The organism is Pseudomonas sp. NBRC 111131, assembly GCF_001320525.1.
In the GTDB taxonomy this organism is placed as follows: Bacteria; Pseudomonadota; Gammaproteobacteria; order Pseudomonadales; family Pseudomonadaceae; genus Aquipseudomonas; species Aquipseudomonas ceruminis.
Map to the genome: position 1 here is coordinate 271,367 of NZ_BCBH01000004.1, position 17,897 is coordinate 289,263.

Below are 17,897 nucleotides of genomic sequence, written 5' to 3' on the forward strand. Positions count from 1 at the left end.
ATGGGCCGACATGCGTCGGCCCGTTCCACTCAGGCCAACGCTTTGTCCAATGCCCGTTCGATCTCGCCCTTGATGGTGCCGCTCATCATCGACAGCATCATGCCCAGTTTGAGCTCGACCCGGATGCTGTCATCACCGATGTGCACGCTGCCATTGGCACCACTGCGCGCTACATCGACGCGATCACCGTTCCAGGTAGCCTTGAGGTCATATTCACGGCTCAGTTTGTCCACCAGCGCCTCTGCTTTGGCACGGGCGGCGTCGCGGCCGAGGGAGTGTTTACGTTCGACGCTGATCTGGGTCATGCGGAGGATCCTGGGTATGAAGACATAATTGGCATTATGCCCGCCCCTGCCGCATGGCACACCCCGCCAAGACAAATCCGCCCGTTCGCCCTAGAATGGCGGTAATTTTTTTCGGTGAAGCGATATGAACGACCAGCGCAAAGGCGAACACGCCGAACCCACCACTCATTTCGGCTATCAGGATGTTCCCGAGAGCCAGAAGGCGAAAAAAGTCGCCGAGGTGTTCCACTCGGTGGCCGCCAAGTACGACCTGATGAACGACGTGCTCTCCGGCGGCATGCACCGCCTGTGGAAGCGCTTCACCATCGAGCTGTCGGGCGTGCGCAGCGGCAACCGGGTACTGGACATCGCCGGTGGTACCGGCGACCTGGCCGCCAAGTTCTCGCGCCTCGTCGGCCCCACCGGGCAGGTGGTGCTCGCAGACATCAACGAATCGATGCTCAAGGTCGGCCGCGACCGCCTGCTCGACCGTGGCGTGGCCGGCAACATCGAGTTCGTCCAGGCCGACGCGGAAAAACTGCCGTTCCCGGATAACCACTTCGACTGCGTCACCATCGCCTTCGGCCTGCGCAACGTCACCCACAAGGACGAAGCCATCCGCTCGATGCTGCGTGTGCTCAAACCGGGCGGGCGCCTGCTGGTGCTGGAGTTCTCCAAGCCGACCAACAAGCTGATGTCCAAGGCCTACGACGCCTACTCGTTCGCGTTCATGCCCCTGGCCGGCAAGCTGATCACCAATGACTCGGAAAGCTACCGTTACCTGGCCGAGTCGATCCGCATGCACCCCGACCAGGAAACCCTCAAGGCCATGATGATCGATGCCGGTTTCGATCGCGTCACCTACCACAACATGACCAGCGGTATCGTCGCCGTGCACCGGGGAATCAAGCCCTGATGTTGCTGGCAGGGCTGCTCGCCAGCGTCGAACATGGCCTGAACCGCGTCCTGCGCATGGACAGCACGGCCCTGCCGCGGCTGGCCGCGCTGGAGGGCAAGGTCATCGAAATCGACTGCCGCCAGCCGGCCCTGCAGGTATTCATCCTGCCCGATGAAGAGGGCTTGATGCTCGCTGGGCAATGGCAGGGCGAGGTCGACTGCAGCCTGCGCGCCCCGGCCGGCAGCCTGCTGCAACTGGCCGTGGCCAAGGACAAGAGCGCCGTACTGCACAGCCCGCAGGTCGAACTGCATGGCGACAGTGCCGCGCTGCTCGACCTGTTCGGTGTGCTGCAGGACCTGGAGCTGGACTGGGAGCACGAGCTGCAACGCTGGCTAGGCCCCGTCGCCACTTCGCTGCTGGCCGGCCATGTGCGCTTGCGCGCACGCTGGACCCGCCAGGGCCTGGCACGATTCAGCCAGAATCTGTCCGAGTACCTGGCCGAAGAGTCGCGCACACTGGTTGGCAAGCGCGAAGCCGAAGCTGCTTTCAGTGAGCTCGATACCCTGAAGGTCGATATAGAACGCCTCGAGGCGCGCCTGCAGCGCCTCTCCCGATCCCTTGATACCAGCGATAACGCATGAAGCTGCTCGCCGTCCGCCGTCTTTTCCGCATCCAGCGCGTGGTGATCCGCTACCGTCTCGATGACCTGTTGTTCGACCTGCCCCTGCCCTGGTGGCTGCGCAGCCTGCGCCTGCTGATGCCGTGGCGCTGGCTGCCGCGCAAACCGTCGGCACTGAGCCGCGGCGCGCGCCTGCGCCTGGCGCTGCAGGACCTGGGGCCGATCTTCATCAAGTTCGGCCAGTTGCTGTCTACCCGGCGCGACCTGCTGCCCACCGACGTCGCCGACGAGCTGATGCTCTTGCAGGACCGCGTACCGCCGTTCGACCCGCAAAAGGCCGTGGCGCTGATCGAGGCACAGCTCGGGGCCAAGGTCAGCGAGGTGTTCAGCCGCTTCGACGTCGAGCCGCTGGCATCGGCATCGGTCGCCCAGGTGCATGCCGCGCGCCTGAAAAGCGGCGAGGAAGTGGTGGTCAAGGTCGTGCGCCCGGGCCTCAAGCCCGTGATTGCCCAGGACCTGGCCTGGTTGTTCCTGATCGCCAAAGGCGCCGAACGGGCCTCGGCCGACGCCCGCCGCCTGCACCCGGTGGAAATCGTCGGCGACTACGAGAAAACCATCTACGACGAACTCGACCTGCTGCGCGAAGCAGCCAATGCCAGCCAGCTGCGGCGCAACTTCGAAGGTTCGCAGCTGATGTACGTGCCCCAGGTCTACTGGGACCTGTGCCGCCCCAAGGTACTGGTAATGGAGCGCATCTACGGGGTGCCGGTCACCGACATGGCGACCCTGGCCGACCAGCGCACCGACATGAAGCTGCTGGCCGAACGGGGCGTGGAGGTGTTCTTCACCCAGGTGTTCCGTGACAGCTTCTTCCACGCCGACATGCACCCGGGCAACATCTTCGTCAGCACGGTCAAACCGTGGAGCCCGCAGTACATCGCCATCGACTGCGGTATCGTCGGCAGCCTCACGGCCGAGGATCAGGACTACCTGGCGCGCAACCTGATCGCCTTCTTCAAGCGCGATTACCGCCGCGTCGCCGAACTGCACATCGATTCGGGCTGGGTGCCGGCGAACACCAAGGTCAACGAGTTCGAAGCGGCCATCCGTACCGTGTGCGAGCCAATCTTCGAAAAACCGCTCAAGGACATTTCCTTCGGCCAGGTGCTGATGCGCCTGTTCCAGACCGCCCGGCGCTTCAACATGGAAGTCCAGCCGCAGTTGGTCCTGCTGCAGAAGACCCTGCTCAACATCGAAGGCCTGGGGCGTCAGCTGTACCCCGACCTTGACCTGTGGAGCACCGCCAAACCCTTCCTGGAGCGCTGGATGCGCGACCGCATGAGCCCCAAAGCCATGCTGGGCAACCTGCACAGCCAGGTCGAGCAATTACCGCATCTGGCCAACATGACCCGCGACCTGCTCGAACGCCTGTCGCAGCCACACCTGCACGACCCGCAGCTGCCCGAGCGACGGCGTCAGGGCGACCGCTGGGCGCTGCGCCTGCTGGGTGCTGGCCTGCTAGGGGGCGGTGCCGTGCTGGCTGCGGGTGCCGCCGAGGCCGCCAGCCTGGCCGCCCCGGCGGCTTGGCCGGCCTGGCTGATGTTTGCCGCAGGCCTTTACCTGATCGTGCGCCAATAGCCAGCCGCGCTGCTGGCTGGCACACTAGCGCAAAGGGCCCGGTACAGGAGCGGGCCCGGCTTTGGAGTCGACGATGAAAGACTGGCTGGACGAGATCAAGTGGAACAGCGATGGCCTGGTACCGGCGATCGCCCAGGACCACAAGACCGGACGCGTGCTGATGATGGCCTGGATGAACCGCGAAGCGCTGGCACTGACTGCCGCCGAGCAACGCGCCATCTATTGGTCGCGCTCCCGTGGCAAGCTGTGGCGCAAGGGTGAAGAATCGGGCCATGTGCAGAAATTGCACGAAATGCGCCTGGACTGCGATGCCGACGTGATCATCCTGATGGTCGAGCAACTGGGCCATATCGCCTGCCATACCGGCCGTGAAAGCTGTTTCTATCGCGTCTTCGAAGACGGCCAGTGGAAAACCGTCGACCCGGTCCTGAAAGAACCGGATGCCATCTACAGCGCAGGACACTGACATGAGCGACACCCTCACTCGCCTGGCCGAAGTGCTCGAGGAGCGCAAACACGCGGCCCCCGACAGTTCCTATGTGGCCAGCCTGTACCACAAGGGCCTGAACAAGATCCTCGAGAAGCTCGGCGAAGAGTCCGTCGAGACCATCATTGCTGCAAAAGATGCCGCGATCAGCAAGGATTGCAGTGATGTCATCTATGAAACCGCAGACCTGTGGTTTCATAGCATGGTCATGCTCAGCGCGCTGGGCCAGCATCCACAAGCCGTGCTCGATGAACTGGAGCGCCGTTTCGGCCTGTCCGGGCACGATGAAAAGGCCGCCCGTCAGCCCTCGGCCTGACTGAATCGCATTCTAGGAGAACACCATGGGTATTTTTGACTGGAAACACTGGATTGTCCTGCTGGTCGTCGTGGTCCTGGTGTTCGGCACCAAGAAGCTGAAGAACTTCGGCAGCGACCTGGGCGAGTCGATCAAAGGCTTTCGCAAAGCCATGAACGAAGAAGAGACCAAGCCGGCCGAGCAGGCCCCGCCGCCCGCCCAGCCAGTGCCACCGGTACAGACCACCACACAGCAGAACCAGGGTGCGGGGCACACCATCGAGGGCCAGGCACAGCCGGTCCAAGAGCCGCAGCGGAAAGACTGAGCCATGTTCGGCATCAGTTTCAGTGAGCTGCTGCTCGTCGGCCTGGTCGCCCTGCTGGTACTGGGCCCTGAGCGCTTGCCGGGTGCTGCGCGAACGGCGGGGCTGTGGATCGGCCGCCTGAAACGCAGCTTCAACGCGATCAAGATGGAAGTCGAGCGCGAAATCGGCGCCGACGACATCCGCCGCCAGTTGCACAACGAGCACATCCTGCAGATGGAGCAGGAAGCCAAGCGCATTCTCAATCCGCAGACGCCACCTGCCCAGGCCCCGGCCGCTACGGCCGCCGAGCACACTGCCACGCCGCCCGACGCTGCGCCTGCGCCTGCAGCGCCGGCAAGCACGCCTGAACAGCCCGAACAGCCTCAACCGCCGCGAGCCCCATGAGCGAAAATCCGCAAGACGACCAGCCCATGCCGCTGGTCTCGCACCTGACCGAACTGCGCACGCGTCTGTTGCGCTGCGTTGCCGCCATCTTCCTGATCTTTGCCGGCCTGTTCTCTTTCGCCCAACAGATCTACACCCTGGTCTCCGCGCCACTGCGTGCGCACCTGCCGGCCAATGCGACGATGATTGCCACCGATGTGGCCTCGCCGTTCCTGACGCCGTTCAAGCTGACCATGATCGTCTCGCTGTTCCTGGCCATCCCGTTCATCCTGCAACAGATCTGGGGCTTTATCGCACCTGGGCTGTATCGTCATGAAAAGCGCATCGCCATCCCGCTACTGGTCTCGAGCATCTTCCTGTTCTACGCCGGCATGGCGTTCGCCTACTTCCTGGTATTTCCGCTGATCTTCGGCTTTTTCGCCAGCGCCACGCCGGAAGGCGTGTCGATGATGACTGACATCTCCAGTTATCTGGATTTCGTCATGACCCTGTTCTTCGCCTTCGGCGTCGCCTTCGAGATCCCCGTGGCGGTGGTGCTGCTGGTATGGATCGGCGTGGTCGATGTGCAATACCTGAAGAAGGTCCGCCCTTACGTGATCATCGGCTGCTTCGTGGTAGGGATGATCCTGACCCCGCCGGACATCTTCTCCCAGACCCTGCTCGCCGTGCCCATGTGGCTGTTGTTCGAGATCGGCGTGCTGTGTGGCAGCTTGATCCGTAAACGCAGCCATGACCGCGATGAAGCGGCAGACGACCCTAACGACCAGCCGCCAGCGACCCAGCCGTGAACCTGTTGCTCCTCGAAGAGGCCGACTTCGTCGCGCCCGACCGCGTCGTCCTTGCCGACCGGCGCTTTACCCACATGCAGGACATTCACCGTGTAGCGGTGGGTGACACCCTGCGCGTGGGCCGCATCAACGGCCTGATGGGCAGCGCCACGGTGGTGCGCCTGGCACCGCACGAAGCCGAGCTCGAAGTCGGCTTCGACCAGCAGCCCCCTGCCAAGCTGCCACTGACCTTGGTACTGGCTGTACCGCGGCCCAAAATGCTGCGCCGGCTGTTCCAGACCGTGGCCACGCTGGGTGTGCCACGGCTGATCCTGGTCAACAGCTACAAGGTCGAGAAGAGCTTCTGGCAAACGCCCTTCCTCAACCCGGAGACTGTACGCGAGAACCTGGTGCTGGGCCTTGAACAGGCCCGCGACACGGTGCTGCCCGAAGTCATCATGGAGAAACGTTTCAAGCCGTTCGTCGAAGACCGTTTACCCGCCATCGCCGACGGCACCCTGGGCCTGGTTGGCCACCCTGGCCCTTACCCGGCCTGCCCACGCGCCGTAGAAGGGCCGGTAACCCTGGCAATCGGCCCCGAAGGCGGCTGGATCCCCTATGAAGTCGAACTGCTGGGCAAGGCGGGCCTTGCCCCGGTACAACTGGGCGAACGGATTTTGCGGGTAGAAACGGCCGTGACGGCGCTCCTATCGCGAATTTTCTGACGAGCCAAGTAGACTTTCCCCCCATCAAGTTTCCCCAGCGCAAGCCGATGGCCTTGGCAACACAACAATTAAACTGTGCTGCCGAGTTACCGGGGAGTCGAACATGTACCGATGGTTATCCCACTCGCTGGGGAATGTGAGCGTCAATCGCAAACTGGGCCTGGGCTTCGGCCTGGTATTGTTACTGACCCTAGCGATCACCTTGACGGGCTGGCTGGGCTTGAACAGCGTCATCGCCCGAGGCGACAAGCTGGGTAACATCTCGCTTATCCTCCAAGGCACCCAGGAACTGCGCATTGCACGCCAGCACTACCAGCGCGACCGAAACGACGCCGCGATCGGGGAACTGGAAAAAGCCCTCGCAGGCCTGGAACGCCAGATCACCTTCATGCTCGGCCAGATCGAACACCCTGCCGACCGCCAGCGCCTGCAGCAGCAACAGGACGCCGTGCGCAAGTATCAACAGGCCTTCACCGACCTCAAGCAGGCCGCACAACGGCGCGAAGCCAGCCGCAGTGTGCTGGGTGACAGCGCCGACAAGGCCGCCGAGCTGATCAGCCGGGTTCAGCAACGCTTGCTGCAAAGCGGCGATATCGCGCCATACCAAAGCGCGGTAGAGGTCAGCGCACTGGTGCAGCAGGCACGCTTCCAGGTACGCGGCTACACCTACAGCGGCAACGCCGACTACCAGCAGACCGCACTCGCAGCCATCGATCAGGCCATGGCCAACCTTAAGGCACTGCCGGCCAAGCTGCCGGCCGAATACGCCGCCAGCCTGGACGATTCCGCGGACGCTCTCGCCGCTTACCGTGATGCTGTCAACCAGTTCGGCAATGCACAGTCGGCCAGTGAGCAGGCCCTGCAGGTGATGGCTGAGCAAGGCTCAGTGCTGCTGGATACCAGCCAGGCGATGACCCTCTCACAAACCGCCGTGCGTGATGCCGGGACTCGCCAGGCCAAGACCATGCTGGCGATTGCCACTGGCCTGGCCCTGCTGCTTGGGCTACTGGCCGCCTGGACAATCACCCGGCAGATCATCATCCCGCTGCGCCAGACGCTCGCCGCCGCTGAGCGAGTGGCCAATGGTGACCTGAGCCAGGACCTGCCAGCGACCCGCCGCGACGAGCTGGGCCAGTTGCAGGCCAGCATGCAGCGCATGACCCAAGGCCTGCGCGAACTGATCGGCGGCATAGGCGACGGCGTCACGCAGATCGCCAGCGCTGCCGAGGAACTGTCGGCGGTGACCGAGCAGACCAGCGCCGGGGTCAACAATCAGAAGATCGAGACGGACCAGGTAGCGACTGCCATGAACGAAATGGCCGCCACCGTGCATGAAGTGGCGCGCAATGCCGAGCAGGCCTCGGAGGCGGCACTGATGGCCGACCAGCAGGCCCGTGAGGGTGATCGCGTGGTCACCGAGGCAGTCAACCAGATCGAGCGCTTGGCCAGCGAAGTGATCAACTCCAGTGAAGCGATGAATGTACTCAAGGCTGAAAGTGACAAGATTGGCAGCGTGCTCGACGTGATCAAATCGGTGGCCCAGCAGACCAACCTGCTGGCCCTTAACGCCGCTATCGAAGCCGCGCGGGCCGGTGAGGCCGGGCGCGGCTTTGCCGTGGTCGCCGATGAAGTGCGCAGCCTGGCCCAGCGCACCCAGCAGTCCACCGAAGAGATCGAAGAACTGATCGCCGGCTTGCAAAGCGGTACCCAGCGTGTGGCCAGCGTAATGGACGCCAGCCGTCAGCTCACCGATAGCAGCGTCGAGCTGACACGCCGTGCAGGCACTTCACTGGAGACCATCACCCGAACGGTGTCGTCGATCCAGGCGATGAACCAGCAGATCGCCACGGCGGCAGAGCAGCAGAGTGCGACAGCCGAGGAGATCAATCGCAGCGTGATGAATGTGCGGGATATCTCCGACCAGACCTCGGCAGCTAGCGAAGAGACGGCCAGCTCTAGCGTTGAGTTGGCGCGGCTGGGCACGCATTTGCAGGGCCTGGTAGGGCGGTTCCGCCTGTAAACACGAGTAGGGTACTGATTCATACATTCTTGGCTGAATTTTCCTACTCGATTCTCAGGTCAAGTCTTACACCTCCTCCGCCGATGGGCAGGGTGTCATGCCAGCAGAAGGCCGGCGTGGCATCCCTTCTCACCTGGACGGAGACTTGCCATGTTCGGCTACCTCAACCGCAGACTCGGCAACATAAGTGTCGGCGCCAAGCTCGCCCTGGGCTTCGCCGTGGTCCTGCTGCTCACCCTGGCCACCACCGTGAGCGGCTGGCGTGCCCTGGACGGCGCCATCACCCGCTCGGAGCAACTCAGTGAAATTGGCCAGATCAATGACCTGGCCAAAGACCTGCGTGCCGAACGCATCACCTACAGGGTGCTCGCCGACGAAACCAGCAAGGCGCAGATCGCCAGCACCCTTGAGCAACTGGAAGCCAAGCTGACCCTGCTGCAGCAACGCAGCAGCGTCGATGAGTCGCACCAGATGCTGAGCCAGAAGGTGCAGATGCTGCAGCACCTGCGCGAAAACTTCACCACCTTGCAGCGCAGCGTTGAGCACCGGCGTGCCTTGCGCGAGGCCATGCAGGTGCAGGAACAGAAGCTCAATGACGCCATCGACGAGCTGCAGACCCAAGCGCTGCTGAAGATGCCCGCCGACAGTCAGCAAGGTGGTGTGCTGGGCCTGATGGATACCCTCAGCCGACACATCGACGGCGCCAACCAGCAGAGCCTGGTACCCGCCTATACCTTTTCGCCGCTGGAGGATTTCGCCAAGGTGGGCGACGCTGCCCTGACCGCCGCCGACACCAGCCTCGCCCAATTGCTCAAAGGCCTGGCTGCACTGGGCCTGCCGCGCGCGGTGATGGAGCAGCCAGGCCTGGAACTGGCCAGGTATCGCGCCAGCCTTGACCAATACCGGCGTACCGCCCTGCAGGTGGAGCAGCTGCAAAATGAAATGGAGCAGATGGGCAACCAGCTGCGGGCGACCAGCCTTGAGTTGAGCGCCAAAAAGATCGAACAACGTGACAGCGAGGCGCTGGCAGCGCGCTCGCTATTGACCAGTGTGGCCCTTTTGGCGCTGCTGGTGGGCGTGCTGGCTGGTTGGCTGATTACCCAGCAGATCACCCAACCCTTGGGCCAGACCCTGTCTGTGGCGGCGCGCATCGCCCGTGGCGACCTGAGCCAGCTGGAGCCAGTACAGCGCCGTGACGAGATGGGTCAACTGCAAACCAGCATGCGCGAAATGACCCTGAGCCTGCGCGAGCTGATTGGCGGTATCGACCAGGGAGTGGGCCACCTGTCACAGGCCGCCACGCAGCTGGCTGCCAGCAGCGAAAACACCAAGCTGCGCATCAACCAGCAGCGCGAGGAAACTGACCAGGTGGCCACCGCCATGAACCAAATGAGCGCGACGGTTCAGGAGGTAGCGCAGAATGCCGAGAGGGCCTCGTTGGCGGCAACCAACGCCGACCAGCAAGCGCAGGTGGGTGACCAGGTGGTGGCCGATGCCATTGAGCGCATTGAACGACTGGCCGGGCAGATGGACGAGTGCCTGGCCGCCATGCAACACCTGGCCGGTGAAAGCCAGCGCATCGGCAGCATTCTGGATGTCATCAAGTCGGTGTCCGAGCAGACCAACCTGCTGGCGTTGAACGCGGCCATCGAGGCCGCCCGCGCTGGCGAGGCCGGGCGTGGCTTTGCGGTGGTAGCGGACGAGGTACGCGGGCTGGCTCAACGTACTCAGCAATCCACTGAAGAGATCGAACAATTGATTGAAAGCCTGCACAGCGGCACCGATGAGGTCACCAGCCTGCTCGACAATAGCAAACGGCTGACCGAGCAGAGTGTCGAGCTGAGCCGCAAGGCCGGGCAAGCCTTGAGCCAGATCACCGATACGGTGTCGAGCATTCAGGGTATGAACCAGCAGATTGCCACGGCCAGCGAAGAACAGAGCGTAGTCGCCGACCAGATCAACCGCAGCGTGATCAACGTGCGCGACGTGTCAGACCAGACCAGCGCGGCCAGTGAGCAGACCGCGGCGTCGAGCGGGGAGCTGGAGCACCTGGGGCAGCAACTGCGGGGGATGGTGGGGCGGTTCAGCCTCTGAGATTGCCGGGGCCGCTGCGCGGCCCCGTAGCGTTACAGCACCTGGCGCAGAAACGCCTGCGCCCGCGGGTCCTTCGGCGCGGCAAAGAACTCGTTCGGCGGCGAATCTTCCAGTAGCTTGCCGTGATCGAAGAACAGCACGCGGTCCGCCACTTCCCGGGCAAAACCCATTTCATGGGTGACACAAACCATGGTCATGCCTTCCTGGGCGAGGGTCTTCATCACGTCCAGCACCTCGCCGACCATTTCCGGGTCCAGCGCCGAGGTCGGCTCGTCGAACAGCATCACCTTAGGCTCCATCGCCAAGGCGCGGGCAATCGCTACCCGCTGCTGCTGGCCACCGGAAAGCCGCGAGGGGTATTCGTTGGCCTTCTGCGAAATGCCTACCTTCTCCAGCAGCGCCCGCGCCTTGGCCTCACGCTCGGCCTTGCCGCGCTTGCGCACGACCTTCTGCGCCAGGCACAGGTTTTCCAGCACCGTCATGTGCGGGAACAGGTTGAAATGTTGGAACACCATGCCGACTTCACGGCGGTAGGCGTTGATATCGGTCTTCGGGTCTTCAAGGCGCAGGCCGTTGATGGCCACATGGCCTTCGTCGAAGTGCTCAAGGCCATTCAGGCAGCGCAGGAAGGTCGACTTGCCGGAACCCGACGGGCCCAGCACCACCACCACTTCACCCTTGGCCACCTGGGTGGTGACGTTGTCCACCGCACGAACCACCTGGCCCCGGGTATCGAAGACTTTCAACAGGTCACGGACTTCAATCACTTTGCGCAAGCCTCCGCTCGAGCCGGCTGGCCAGGTGCGACAGCGGCAGGTTGATCAGCAGGTACAGGCCTGCCACGCAGAACCAGATCTCGAAGGTCGAGAACGAGGTGGTGATGGCCTCACGGCCGCTCTTGGTCAATTCAGTGATGGCAATCACCGACACCAGCGAGGTGTCCTTGACCAGGCTGATGAACTGCCCTGCCAGGGGCGGCAGCACGCGCTTGAAAGCCTGCGGCAGGATCACGTGGCGCATCGACTGGCTGGCGTTCAGGCCCAGCGAGCGGGCGGCTTCGTTCTGGCCCTTGGCGATCGACTGCACGCCGGCACGTACAATCTCCGCCACGTAGGCACCGGTGAACAGCGCCAGCGCCGCGACCCCGGCGAACTCGCGGGACAGGTTGAGCACGGTGCCGATGAAGAAGTAGAAGATGAAGATTTGCACCAGCAGCGGCGTGCCGCGCACCAGCTCGACATACACGGTCGACAGGTCGCGCAGGGTCGGGTTGTTCGACAGCCGGCACAAGCCTGCGAACAGGCCGATCAGCAGCCCCAAGGCACCGGATACCACCGAAAGCCACAGCGTGGTCCACAGGCCCCAGGCCAGCGGGCCCGCCGCCCAGTGGCGGGTGACGCCGACCTGGTCGCCTTCGGCGACATCGTCACCGCGGCTCAGTTGCAGGCTGTCCTTCGCCACGTCGAGCACTTGCTCATCACCGTTCTCGTCCTTGAGCGTAACGCGGGCGTTATCGCCGGAGACGACAATTTCCTGCACCGTGCCGTAACCGCTGGCACGCTGCACTTCCTCGGCCTTGTAGGCAAAGTACTGTGGTACGCGGTTCCAGCGCCACTCATAGGAAATCATCGAGGTGGCCAGGTACAGGCTGATCGCCAGGCCCACCAGGACCAGCGCGGTCAGCGCATGCCAGGGCCACTGGGCTTTCTTGTGTTTGATCACGTGGGTACTTCCGTAAATGCGAACGCGCAGGGTTTACCTGCGCGTTGGGGTCAAAGCCTGGGGCTTGTGGCCTGGGCCTTATTCCATTTCCTTCAGCCAGTCCTTGTTCTTGAACCACTTGTCGTGGATACGATCGTAGGTCCCGTCATGCTTGATCTGGTGCAGGAAGTTGTTGATGAAGTTGATGCTGTCGTAGTCGCCTTTCTTCAGGCCGAAGGCCAGCGGCTCGTAGGTGAACGGCTCCTCGAGGAACAGCAGCTTGCCAGCACCCGCCTTCTCGACCGCCACCACGTTGTACGGCGCGTCGTAGACGAAGGCATCAGCCTTGCCGTTGACCACGTCCATCACCGCTTCCTGCTCGTTGTCGTAGCCGTGGTACTTGGCTTTGGCGATCAGCTTCTTGGACACCATCTCACCGGTGGTGCCCAGCTTGGAGGTGATGCGGTACTTCTCGTTGTTCAGGTCTTTGTACGACTTGATTTCGCCCGCCAGCTCCTTGCGGATCAGCAGGGTCTGGCCAACCACGATGAAGGGTTCGCTGAAGTTCAGGCGCAGGTTGCGTTCCTGGGTGAGGGTCATGCCGCTGCCGATGATGTCGAACTTGTCGGTCAGCAGGGCGGGAATGATCCCGTCATAGGCGGTGGAGACTGCCTCGAACTTGACGCCCATGGACTTGGCCATGGCTTTAAGGATATCGACTTCGAAGCCGATGATCTCGCCGCGCTTGTTGGTCATCTGGAACGGCATGTAGGTTGGGTCCATGCCCACCCGCAGGGTGCCGCGCTTGACCGCGTCGTCGATGGCGCCGGCCTGGGCCGAGGCCACTGCGACCAGCGCGGTGACGCCTACCAGCAGCCGCGAAAGGTATTTCTTCATCATCACCAAGTCCCCTAGCAAGAAAAGTAGCGAATCTTATTGTTGGCACGGCCGTACTGGCCGGCGTGGCTTATCGGAGAGGGATGCTAACGCATGGCGGCTCTGGGACCTAGAGCCAGGGGGGACTTTGTTGGCCAAAATCCGTAGGTGATCAGGGCGATGGGGTAGCCCCCATTCGCCGGCGAGCCGGCGAATGGGCTGCAAACCCAGGGGTCGATCAGGCGCCGACGAGTGCCGGTTGGCCTTCATTCTCCGGGTGCAGCGGCAACAGCGGCGAATGCGGGTCGTTCTTGATCGACGCGCGCCACACGTCGATCCACGCCGCATTGTGCTCGGCCCAGACCTGCTCATGCAGGCGCGACAGGGCAACTGGGTCGCTGAGCAAGGCCAGGCGCGTGCTGAGGTCCAGCCCTTTTGGGCCAACCTCGATCGCCTTGGCCACACGCTCAGCGCGCAGCGCTTCGATCGGTGCCGCCTGGCCATGGCGGGCAGTGGCCATGGCGCAGGCCAGGGCGTTCTGCCGCGGGTCGACCACTGCCCGCACGAAGCCGTCGTGCAGGGCATGCCAGCGGTTCTCGTGGGTGTACTGGTCCGTCGCCAGCAGCTCCTGAGGCGTCGCGTATTCCTCAGGGATCAGGAACAGTTTCTCGTCCTTGGCTGCCAGGCCCAGGCGCGTGCGGCTGGAAATCACGGACACCGGGATCGACAGCACCAGTGAACCGACGATGGGCGCCAGCCACCACAGGAAGCTTGGGTTCAGCCAGGCCACCAGCGCGGCCCAGGCGAAGCCCAGCAGGGTCTGCGGGCCATGGCGGCGCACCGCTTCGCTCCACGGGGTAGAGTCGTCGTCACGCTGGGGCGAATTCCAGGTCGCCGCCCAGCCGAGGAACGCGGCCAGCACGAAGCGGGTGTGGAAAATCATCCGCACCGGGGCCAGCAACATGGAGAACAGCATCTCCATCAGCATCGACAGGGTGACCTTGATGCGCCCACCGAACTCAACCGCGCCCTTGGCCCAGATCAGGATGATACTGAGCAGCTTGGGCAGGAACAGCAGCACGATGGTGGTGGAGAACAGCGCAACGGCCTTTTCCGGGTGCCACTGCGGCCACAGCGGGTAAAGCTGATACGGCTCGATGAAATACTGCGGTTCCATCAGCGTATTGGTCGCCAGCAGTGCAGTGGACAGTACCAGGAAGAAGAACCACAGCGGCGCCGACAGGTACGACATCACGCCGGTGAGAAACACCGCACGGTGCACCGGGTGCATGCCCTTGACCAGGAACAGGCGGAAGTTCATCAGGTTGCCGTGGCACCAGCGTCGGTCACGCTTGAGTTCATCGAGCAGGTTGGGCGGCAGCTCTTCGTAGCTGCCCGGCAGGTCGTAGGCGATCCACACGCCCCAGCCGGCGCGGCGCATCAGCGCGGCTTCGACGAAGTCGTGGGAAAGGATCGCACCGGCAAACGCGCCCTTGCCCGGCAACGGCGCCAGGGCGCAGTGCTCGATGAACGGCTTCATGCGGATGATCGCGTTATGGCCCCAGTAGTGCGACTCGCCCAACTGCCAGAAGTGCAGGCCGGCGGTGAACAGCGGGCCGTATACACGGGTGGCGAACTGCTGCATGCGTGCATACAGGGTGTCCATGCCCGACGCCTTGGGGGCAGTCTGGATGATGCCGGCGTCCGGGTTGGCCTCCATCAGGCGCACCAGGCTGCTCAAGCACTCGCCGCTCATGACGCTGTCGGCGTCGAGCACGACCATGTACTTGTACTCGCCGCCCCAGCGACGGCAGAAGTCGTCGAGGTTACCGCTCTTGCGCTTGACCCGTCGGCGGCGACGGCGATAGAAGATGCGGCCGAAGCCCTTGGTCTCGCGGCACACGTCCAGCCAGGCCTGTTGCTCGGCCACGGCGATATCGGTGTCATTGGTGTCGCTGAGCACGAAGAAGTCGAAACGGTCGAGGTTGCCGCTTGCAGCGACGGACTCGAAGGTCGCCCGCAGGCCAGCGAACACCCGCGGCACGTCTTCGTTGCAGATCGGCATCACCAGCGCGGTGCGCGCTTCGGGGGCAATCGGCTCACTCCCGGCGCTGCTGCCGGAGATACGATACTTGTCACGCCCGGTGAGCAACTCCAGAAAGCCCATCAGCGCGGTCCAGAAACCCGCCGAAACCCAGCAGAAAAGAATACCGAAGAGGATCAGGATGGACGTTTGCAGGGCATAGGGCCAGACCTGCACCACGGTGTCCCAGAGCGGCTGCCTGACGACTTCGTCGAGGTCGACGAAAGACCAGCCCTGATACGGCAGGATGCCCTTCATGTACCAGCCGGCGACGATGGTCTGGCCGATCATCAAGGCCAGCAGGATGTAGCGGCGGATCGAACCGACCGTGCGCCAGCGCGCCTTGGGTAGCTCGCGCTCCACCGGCTGCGGGGCATTGGTGCGCCCGGTCATGCGCCGCCACATGCGGACCAGCACATTGGTGCGCCATGGCTCGGGCACCACGCGGGTACGCTTGATCGGTGGCGCGATCTTCAGGCACAACCGGCCACTGCCGTCGAGGCCGAGCATCTGGGCCTCTTCCAGCTCGGCGGCGCTGCCCACGGTCAGGCGCGGGCCAACCGAGGCCTGCACGGCCTCGCTGGCGTTGGCGACTGGGTTGGCCGCCAGGCGTTGGTGCAGCTCGCTGAACGACGTGCAGCTGGCGAGTTCAGCGCGCTGCTCGTCGCTCAGTGGGAGGTGGGCCAGGTACTCGCCAAGCGATTCTGGCCTTGCGCTTGAGTTACTCATCGGCAGGCAACTGATAGCTCCAGGTCTCGGTCAGCACTTTCTCGGTGGTGGCCGGGGTCCCGTTGGTGGACGCCGCATCGGCGGCAGGTTGTTCGGCCTTGGCTGGCTCCTGCGCCTTGGCAGTTTTTTCGTGCTTGGCGTGCTTGGCAGCGGGTTTTTCCTGCTTGGCTTCCTGGGCAGGCTTGGCCGCCTCGGCCGGCACGTCACGGACCAGCGCAGCGCGCATTTCGGTAGCCTTGTTGGCTTCCTTGACCTTCAGGCGCAGGGTCAGGCGCCAGCCCTTGGTCTCCGGGTTATAGCGCAGATTGTTCTCGACCACCTCGGCATTGTCGCCGACGCTGATCTGGCTACGCACGGCGGTGTCTTCCGGCAGGGCTGCCAGCGCCGGGCCGGCGAAATCGACCAGGAAGGCCACGCTGCCGTCCGGCTGACGGATCAGGTTGGACTGCTTGACGTCGCCGGTGGACCGCAGGGTCTGCTTGACCCAGCCTAGGTCCGGCGCCTGGAACTGCTGCTCTTCGATGGTCCAGTGCAGGCGGTAGGCGTACTCGAACGGTTTGCCGGGCTCAGGCAGCTTTTCCGGGCTCCAGAAGGCAACGATGTTGTCGTTGGTCTCGTCGGCGGTCGGGATCTCGACGAGGTCGACAGTGCCTTTGCCCCAGTCGCCCTTCGGCTCGATCCAGGCGCTCGGACGCTTCTGGTAGTTGTCGTCAAGGTCTTCGTAATCGCTAAAGGCGCGCTGACGCTGCATCAGGCCGAAACCGCGCGGGTTTTCGACGCTGAAGTTGCTAACGGCCAGGTGTTTCGGGTTGTTCAGCGGGCGCCACAGCCACTCGCCATTACCGGCGTGGATCGACAGGCCTTCGGAGTCATGCAGGGCCGGACGGTAGTTCATGACCTTGGAAGGCTGGTTGGGGCCGAACAGGTACATGCTGGTCAGCGGCGCAATGCCCAGGCGGCTGACGTGATCACGCAGGAACACGCGCGATTGCACATCGACCACGGTATCGTTGCCTGGGCGCAGAATCAGCTTGTAGGCGCCGGTGGAGCGCGGCGAATCGAGCAGGGCATAGATCACCAGGTGCTTGTCGGCCGGCTTGGGTTTTTCGACCCAGAACTCGGTAAAGCGCGGGAACTCTTCGCCCGACGGCAGCGCGGTGTCGATGGCCAGGCCACGGGCCGACAGGCCGTATACGTGCCCCTTGCCGACCACGCGGAAATAGCTGGCGCCCAGCAGGGTCATGATTTCGTCCTGCTTGTCGGCCTTGTTGATCGGGTACAGCACGCGGAAACCGGCGTAGCCCAGGTTCTTGGTGGTGTCCGCATCGTGCGGCACATCACCGAACTCGAAACGGCTCGGGTCGTACTTGATTTCCTCGACCTTGGAAGCGGTGATTTCGTTGATTTTCACCGGCGTGTCGAAATGCATGCCCTGGTGGTAGAAGGACAGCTTGAACGGCGTCTTGTCCTGGGCCCACTCGGCCTTTTCCTGCAGGAAGTGAATCTTCTGGTAATCGGCGAACTTCATGTCGCGGAATACCGCCGGCAGGTTGCTTTTTGGCGCTTCGTACTTCTGGCCGGCCAGATCCTTTGCCTTGGCTGCAACATCGTCAAGATTGAATGCCCACAGCTGGCCAGCGCTCATCAGGCCGACCAGTGCCACACTGGCCATCAGGGCCTTGCGCAGCCGCGTGCCGGGGATTCTTGATGCTTTTTGGGGACTAACAATCACGAGCAACCCTCGCCGAAAACAGATCATGAAACCAACGGCCAGCGACAAATGCCGGGTTGGCGAGCACTGTTCGGACCCCGTAAGGGCGTAATGATTCCCCAAACGGATCCAGACAATGCTCGAGTCAGAGTGAAACGAACCTGCGAACGCAGGCCCACGCAGCGCGCGATTATCCAGCAGGTCGCGTTACAACGCATCAGGCTGGACCAACTATTTATCGTACAAAACCCCTTGTTTTCC

At 63.3% G+C, this 17,897-nt stretch carries 17 protein-coding genes and 1 pseudogene; 12 read left to right on the forward strand and 6 right to left on the reverse strand.

Going from position 1 to position 17,897, the window contains the following annotated elements; genetic code table 11:
* Window positions 1–29 precede the first annotated feature (29 nt).
* On the reverse strand, window positions 30–305 hold the full coding sequence (locus tag APH34_RS06390; RefSeq protein ID WP_003249289.1) for a polyhydroxyalkanoic acid system family protein: 276 nt from the start codon (window positions 303–305) through the stop codon (window positions 30–32).
* Window positions 306–429: 124 nt separating this feature from the next.
* On the opposite strand from APH34_RS06390, the gene ubiE reads away from it, so the two are divergent.
* The 12 genes and pseudogenes from ubiE to APH34_RS30275 all read left to right on the forward strand — a co-directional run bounded on the left by ubiE (window position 430) and on the right by APH34_RS30275 (window position 10,536).
* On the forward strand, window positions 430–1,200 hold the full coding sequence (gene ubiE, locus APH34_RS06395) for a bifunctional demethylmenaquinone methyltransferase/2-methoxy-6-polyprenyl-1,4-benzoquinol methylase UbiE (RefSeq protein WP_054900337.1): 771 nt from the start codon (window positions 430–432) through the stop codon (window positions 1,198–1,200).
* Complete coding sequence (locus APH34_RS06400; RefSeq protein WP_054900338.1) at window positions 1,200–1,823, forward strand: SCP2 domain-containing protein; 624 nt, start codon at window positions 1,200–1,202, stop codon at window positions 1,821–1,823. The genes ubiE and APH34_RS06400 overlap by 1 nt, the downstream gene beginning before the upstream one ends.
* A complete protein-coding gene (ubiB, locus tag APH34_RS06405) occupies window positions 1,820–3,439 on the forward strand; it encodes a ubiquinone biosynthesis regulatory protein kinase UbiB (protein ID WP_054900339.1) in 1,620 nt (539 codons plus the stop codon). Before APH34_RS06400 ends, ubiB begins: the two co-directional genes overlap by 4 nt.
* Before the next feature lie 73 nt (window positions 3,440–3,512).
* Complete coding sequence (gene hisI, locus APH34_RS06410; RefSeq protein ID WP_054900340.1) at window positions 3,513–3,905, forward strand: phosphoribosyl-AMP cyclohydrolase; 393 nt, start codon at window positions 3,513–3,515, stop codon at window positions 3,903–3,905.
* Window position 3,906: 1 nt separating this feature from the next.
* Window positions 3,907–4,242 (forward strand): phosphoribosyl-ATP diphosphatase, encoded by a 336-nt coding sequence (locus tag APH34_RS06415; protein ID WP_054900341.1) that lies wholly within the window; start codon window positions 3,907–3,909, stop codon window positions 4,240–4,242.
* A 25-nt stretch (window positions 4,243–4,267) separates the two neighbouring features.
* Window positions 4,268–4,546: a twin-arginine translocase TatA/TatE family subunit gene (locus APH34_RS06420; protein WP_054900342.1), complete on the forward strand. Its 279-nt coding sequence runs from the start codon at window positions 4,268–4,270 to the stop codon at window positions 4,544–4,546.
* 3 nt (window positions 4,547–4,549) lie between these two features.
* Window positions 4,550–4,930 carry a Sec-independent protein translocase protein TatB gene (gene tatB / locus APH34_RS06425; protein WP_054900343.1) on the forward strand — a complete coding sequence of 127 codons (381 nt, stop codon included), beginning with the start codon at window positions 4,550–4,552 and terminating at the stop codon, window positions 4,928–4,930.
* Entirely contained in the window at window positions 4,927–5,718 is a 792-nt protein-coding gene (gene tatC, locus APH34_RS06430) for a twin-arginine translocase subunit TatC (RefSeq protein ID WP_054900344.1), read from the forward strand. Before tatB ends, tatC begins: the two co-directional genes overlap by 4 nt.
* On the forward strand, window positions 5,715–6,422 hold the full coding sequence (locus tag APH34_RS06435) for a 16S rRNA (uracil(1498)-N(3))-methyltransferase (protein ID WP_054900345.1): 708 nt from the start codon (window positions 5,715–5,717) through the stop codon (window positions 6,420–6,422). The genes tatC and APH34_RS06435 overlap by 4 nt, the downstream gene beginning before the upstream one ends.
* Before the next feature lie 103 nt (window positions 6,423–6,525).
* Entirely contained in the window at window positions 6,526–8,442 is a 1,917-nt protein-coding gene (locus APH34_RS06440; protein ID WP_054900346.1) for a methyl-accepting chemotaxis protein, read from the forward strand.
* A 150-nt stretch (window positions 8,443–8,592) separates the two neighbouring features.
* Window positions 8,593–9,633 (forward strand): annotated as a pseudogene (locus tag APH34_RS30270) (methyl-accepting chemotaxis protein); the annotation flags it as partial.
* Window positions 9,634–9,831: 198 nt separating this feature from the next.
* Window positions 9,832–10,536, forward strand: coding sequence for a methyl-accepting chemotaxis protein (locus APH34_RS30275; protein ID WP_371263297.1), 705 nt, complete (start codon window positions 9,832–9,834; stop codon window positions 10,534–10,536).
* A 32-nt stretch (window positions 10,537–10,568) separates the two neighbouring features.
* On the opposite strand, the gene APH34_RS06450 is transcribed toward APH34_RS30275, so the two are convergent.
* The 5 genes from APH34_RS06450 to APH34_RS06470 all read right to left on the reverse strand — a co-directional run bounded on the left by APH34_RS06450 (window position 10,569) and on the right by APH34_RS06470 (window position 17,657).
* Window positions 10,569–11,303, reverse strand: a complete 735-nt coding sequence (locus APH34_RS06450) for an amino acid ABC transporter ATP-binding protein (RefSeq protein WP_054900388.1) — start codon at window positions 11,301–11,303, stop codon at window positions 10,569–10,571.
* Window positions 11,296–12,258, reverse strand: a complete 963-nt coding sequence (locus APH34_RS06455) for an amino acid ABC transporter permease (RefSeq protein WP_054900348.1) — start codon at window positions 12,256–12,258, stop codon at window positions 11,296–11,298. The genes APH34_RS06450 and APH34_RS06455 overlap by 8 nt, the downstream gene beginning before the upstream one ends.
* A 78-nt stretch (window positions 12,259–12,336) precedes the next feature.
* Window positions 12,337–13,134, reverse strand: a complete 798-nt coding sequence (locus tag APH34_RS06460; protein ID WP_054900389.1) for a transporter substrate-binding domain-containing protein — start codon at window positions 13,132–13,134, stop codon at window positions 12,337–12,339.
* Between the two features lie 217 nt (window positions 13,135–13,351).
* Window positions 13,352–15,925 carry a glucans biosynthesis glucosyltransferase MdoH gene (gene mdoH, locus APH34_RS06465; RefSeq protein ID WP_054900349.1) on the reverse strand — a complete coding sequence of 858 codons (2,574 nt, stop codon included), beginning with the start codon at window positions 15,923–15,925 and terminating at the stop codon, window positions 13,352–13,354.
* Window positions 15,918–17,657: a glucan biosynthesis protein G gene (locus APH34_RS06470; protein WP_218187068.1), complete on the reverse strand. Its 1,740-nt coding sequence runs from the start codon at window positions 17,655–17,657 to the stop codon at window positions 15,918–15,920. The genes mdoH and APH34_RS06470 overlap by 8 nt, the downstream gene beginning before the upstream one ends.
* Window positions 17,658–17,897 lie beyond the last annotated feature (240 nt).